The organism is Streptomyces sp. adm13(2018) (assembly GCF_008042145.1).
Taxonomy (GTDB): domain Bacteria; phylum Actinomycetota; class Actinomycetes; order Streptomycetales; family Streptomycetaceae; genus Streptomyces.
This window is the reverse complement of record NZ_RDBH01000113.1, coordinates 168,704-173,343: the sequence shown is the minus strand read 5'-3', so window position 1 is coordinate 173,343 and position 4,640 is coordinate 168,704. Positions and strand designations below refer to the sequence as shown.

The window sequence follows — 4,640 nt, the reverse complement described above, 5'->3', positions numbered from 1 at the left end:
GCTCACCGGCGCCCGCGGGGGCGGCGGGCAGGACGGTGACCGTCCCGGCGACCAGCGCTCCTGCGGCGATCAGCATTCCTGCGCGTGGGGTCATAGGGCGTTTGTGTCCCGTACCGGACCGGAGGGGACCTGTTTCGGCGAGAGTTGACCCGAACGGAGGGGGATCCGACGGCGTGTCAGACGACCGGTCCGATGATCCGAGGAGCGCCCGGAACGCGGTGAGAGCGCTCAAAGCAGATGAGGGTGCTCAGAGCAGGGTGAGCTGCTCGGGCGCGGCCGCGAGGGACGGCTCCTCCGGCACGGCGATCCGGCGCGCGGCCCCCCGCTGGGACGGTCCGATGCCGAACTCGGCCGCCAACTCGTGCACCTGACGGGTGATCCGCCGCTGGTACCACGTGGGCGCGTAGGCCCCGTCCGCGTACATCCGCTCGTACCGTCCCACCAGACCGGGGTGGTGGCGGCGCAGCCACTGCATGAACCACTCGCGGGCGCCGGGCCGCAGGTGCAGGACGAGCGGGGTGACCGAGCTCGCCCCCGCCTCGGCGATCGCGCGGACCGTCTCCCGCAGCTGCTCGGGCCGGTCGCCGAGGAAGGGCACCACAGGGGCCATCAGGACCCCGCAGTCGATGCCGTGCGCGCCCAGTGTCCTGACCACGTCCAGGCGTCGCTGCGGGGAGGGCGTGCCGGGCTCGACCGTGCGCCAGAGCTCCCGGTCGGTGAAGCCGACGGAGACGGAGATGCCGACCTCGGTGACCCGGGCGGCCTGGGTGAGCAGCTCCAGGTCGCGCAGGATCAGGGTCCCCTTGGTGAGGATGGAGAAGGGGTTGGCGCGGTCGCGCAGCGCGGTGAGGATGCCGGGCATCAGCCCGTACCGGCCCTCGGCCCGCTGGTAGCAGTCGACGTTGGTGCCCATCGCGATGTGCGCGCCCTGCCAGCGGGCGGAGGCGAGCTGGCGGGCCAGCAGCTCCGGGGCGTTGACCTTGACGACGATCTGGGAGTCGAAGCCGAGGCCGGTGTCGAGGTCCAGATAGCCGTGGGTCTTGCGCGCGAAACAGTAGACGCACGCGTGCGTGCAGCCGCGGTACGGGTTGACCGTCCACTCGAACGGCATCCGGGACGCACCGGGCACCCGGTTGAGGATCGAGCGGGCCCGCACCTCGTGGAAGGTGATGCCCCGGAACTCGGGGGTGTCGAAGGTCCGGGTGGTCACCGCGTCCGTGCCGAACAGGGCGATATCGGCGGGCGCGGCGGGGGATTCGCCCAGATTGTCCCAGCGCATGGACGCCTCCTCGGTGGCTGTGCGTCGACCGTCCGCCCAGAATAGAACACCTGTTCCCTTGATCGTTGCAACCCGGATTTCGCGCCCCGGAGCCCACGTGGTTCGCTTGGCCCACACCGCTGAGCAACCACGAGCTGGAGGAATCCATGGCGCAGGTCGAGGCCACCACGGAACGGATCATCGCCGCCGACGCGGAGACGGTGTTCGACGCGCTGGCCGACTACAGCGGCACGCGCGCGAAGCTGCTCCCCGAGCACTTCAGCGAGTACGAGGTGCGTGAGGGCGGCGACGGCGAGGGCACCCTCGTCCACTGGAAGCTGCAGGCCACCAGCAAGCGCGTCCGCGACTGCCTCCTGGAGGTCACCGAGCCCACCGACGGGCAGCTCGTCGAGAAGGACCGCAACTCCTCGATGGTCACCACCTGGGTCGTGACCCCCGCCGGTGAGGGCAAGTCCCGCGCCGTCGTCACCACCGTCTGGGACGGGGCGAGCGGCGTCGGCGGCTTCTTCGAGCGCACCTTCGCGCCCAAGGGCCTCGGCCGCATCTACGACGCCGTCCTCGCCAAGCTGGCGGACGAGGTCGAGAAGTAGGACGCCCGGAGCGTTCACCGATTCGAGTGGATCGCCCGCGCCCCCGTAACGACGCCACCTGAGCGCCGGGGGCGCGGGCTCCCTCGTAAACGCGCTGATGAGCGACCCAAGTGCGCCGTACGGCAGGGTCGTTCGGCCCCTCGATCGCCACGAACGGCCCGTACCGCCCGACTTGCTCCCCCTTCGCGCGCAATGCGAAGAATGGCGCGGCGCAGACGCCGTGACGAGGGGAGCAGGTACGTGGGTGCGATCACGATCGTGAAATCCGCCGAGGACGGAGACGTCCCGGCGGACGCGGCGAACGCGGAACCGCTCGCCGAAGGCGACCCGCCCACCGGCCCCGTCCCACCGCCGCACCCCGCCCGGGCCGACCACCAGGACCCCCGCCGCGTCCGGCTCGTCTTCTGCGGACTGATGCTCGCGCTGCTCCTCGCCGCGCTCGAGCAGATGATCGTCGCCACCGCCCTGCCGAAGATCGTCGGCGAACTCCAGGGCCTCGACCGGATGTCCTGGGCGATCACCGCCTATCTGCTGACCGCCACCATCGGCCTGCCGATCTACGGCAAGCTCGGCGACCTCCTCGGCCGCAAGGGCGTCTTCCTCTTCGCCATCGTCGTCTTCGTCATCGGCTCGGCCCTCGCCGGCTGGTCACGCAGCATGGACGAACTCATCGCCTTCCGCGCCGTCCAGGGCATCGGCGCCGGCGGCCTGATGATCGGCGTCCAGGCGATCATCGCCGACATCGTCCCCGCCCGGGAACGCGGCCGCTACATGGGCCTCATCGGGGCCGCCTTCGGCCTCGCCTCCGTCGCCGGACCGCTCCTCGGCGGCTTCTTCACCGACCACGTCTCCTGGCGCTGGTGCTTCTACTTCAACGTCCCGTTCGGGCTCGTCACCCTCGCCGTCGTCGCCGTCGTCCTCAAGCTCCCCAAGCCCGCGGCCCGCGCCCGCTTCGACGTCCTCGGCGCCCTCCTCCTCGCCGCCGCCTCCACCTGCCTGGTCCTGCTCACGAGCTGGGGCGGCACCGAGTACGCCTGGGACTCCCGCGTCGTCATCGGCCTCGCCTGCGGCGCCGCCGGAGCCACCCTGCTCTTCCTCGTCGTCGAGCACTTCGCGCCCGAACCCCTCATCCCGCTGCGGCTGTTCCGCGACTCCGTGTTCACGGTGACCGCACTCGTCGGCGCCGTGATCGGCATCGCGCTCTTCGGGGCGGCCAGCTACCTCCCCAGCTTCCTGCAGATGGTCGAGGGCGCCACCGCCACCGAGTCCGGCCTCCTGATGCTGCCCCTCATGGGCGGCATCGTCATCGCCTCCGTCGTCTCCGGCCAGCTCATCAGCCGCACCGGCCACTACAAGATCTACCCGCTGCTCGGCGGCGCCCTCTCGGTCCTCGGCATGTGGCTGCTGTCCCGCATGGACGCCGACACCCCGCGCCTCCAGCACAGCCTCTGGCAGGCCGTCCTCGGCACCGGCATCGGTCTCGTCATGCCGGTGCTCATCCTCGCCGTGCAGAACTCCGTACGCCCCGCCGACCTCGGCTCCGCCACCAGCGCCCACAACTACTTCCGTCAGATCGGCGGCAGCGTCGGCGCCGCCGTCTTCGGCACCCTCTTCGCCTCCCGGCTCGACGACGCCCTCGCCGAGCGGCTCGGCGGCGTCCTCGCCGGCGGCGCCACCGCCCTGCCGCCCGCGGAGTCGATCACCCCGCAGACGGTGCACACCCTGCCGCCCGCCGTGCGCGACGCCTACATCCAGGCCTACGCGGACGCGATGCCGCGGATCTTCCTCTACCTCGTGCCGGTCCTCGTGCTCGGCCTCGTCCTCGCCTTCTTCCTCAAGGAGAAACCGCTGGTGTCCCACCACAGCCCCGCCACCGAGGCCACCGGAGCCGACGAGTTCGGCGGCGTCCAGGCCGTCCCGCACGCCCGGCACGCGGCCCCCGCCGCACCCGCCGCCCCGCACTCCGGGTTCCCCGTCTGCGGCACCGTCCAGCACCACGACGGCAGCCGCGTCCCCCGGGCCGCCCTCACCCTCATCGACGTCCAGGGGCGGCAGGTCGGCCGGGGCGCCAGCGGCGAGGACGGGCGGTACGCGCTCAGCGTCCCCGGCAGCGGCGCGTACGTCCTGATCGCGGCGGCCGGCGGGCACCAGCCGCAGGCCGTCTCCGTCACCGTCGGCGACCGGCCCGTCGAACTCGACGTGGTCCTCGGCGGCGCCGGCCGGCTCGCGGGCAGCGTCGTCACCGCCGACGGGACACCCGTCCGGGACGCGGCCGTCACCCTCACCGACGTGCGCGGCGAGGTCGTCGCCTCCACCCGGAGCGGACGCGAGGGCGGGTACGTGATCTCCGAACTGGTCGCCGGCGAGTACACGCTCGCCGCCAGCGCCCCCGCCTTCCGGCCCGCCGCGCTCCCGGTGAGCGTCCAGGCCTCCCGCGAGACCCGCCAGGACATCGAGCTCGCCGGCGGGGCCGTGCTGCGCGGAACGGTACGGGCCGGGGGCGGGCGCCCGGTGGAGGACGCCCGGGTGACCCTGCTCGACGCGGCCGGGAACGTCGTCGACACCCTCACCACCGGCGGCGACGGCACCTTCCGCTTCGTGGACCTGTCCTCCGGCGAGTACACGGTCATCGCCGCGGGCTACCCGCCCGTCGCGACCGTCCTCCAGATGGCCGGCGGCGGCCGGACCGAGCGCGACCTCCAGCTGGGCCACCAGGACTGAGCTCCGGGGCCCGGCCGAGGGGCGGAGCGGCCGGGCGCGGTGACGGGGGA

3 protein-coding genes are annotated in these 4,640 nt (G+C 72.7%); 2 read left to right on the top strand and 1 reads right to left on the bottom strand.

Going from position 1 to position 4,640, the window contains the following annotated elements; translation table 11 throughout:
- Positions 1-247: 247 nt before the first annotated feature.
- Positions 248-1,279, bottom strand: a complete 1,032-nt coding sequence (locus EAO70_RS10760) for an Rv2578c family radical SAM protein (protein ID WP_148002770.1) — start codon at positions 1,277-1,279, stop codon at positions 248-250.
- A gap of 146 nt (positions 1,280-1,425) precedes the next feature.
- Here EAO70_RS10760 and EAO70_RS10755 point away from each other — a divergent pair, with 146 nt between their 5' ends.
- Both EAO70_RS10755 and EAO70_RS10750 read left to right on the top strand, forming a co-directional pair.
- The gene (locus tag EAO70_RS10755) at positions 1,426-1,869 is read left to right on the top strand and encodes an SRPBCC family protein (protein WP_148002769.1); all 444 of its coding nucleotides are present in this window, start codon (positions 1,426-1,428) and stop codon (positions 1,867-1,869) included.
- A 240-nt stretch (positions 1,870-2,109) separates the two neighbouring features.
- A complete protein-coding gene (locus EAO70_RS10750; RefSeq protein WP_187283836.1) occupies positions 2,110-4,590 on the top strand; it encodes an MFS transporter in 2,481 nt (826 codons plus the stop codon).
- Positions 4,591-4,640 lie beyond the last annotated feature (50 nt).

Coding starts and splice junctions, on each gene's coding strand:
- EAO70_RS10760 (WP_148002770.1), bottom strand. CDS start 1,279: ATGCGCTGGGACAATCTGGGCGAATCCCCCGCCGCGCCCGCCGATATC.
- EAO70_RS10755 (WP_148002769.1), top strand. CDS start 1,426: ATGGCGCAGGTCGAGGCCACCACGGAACGGATCATCGCCGCCGACGCG.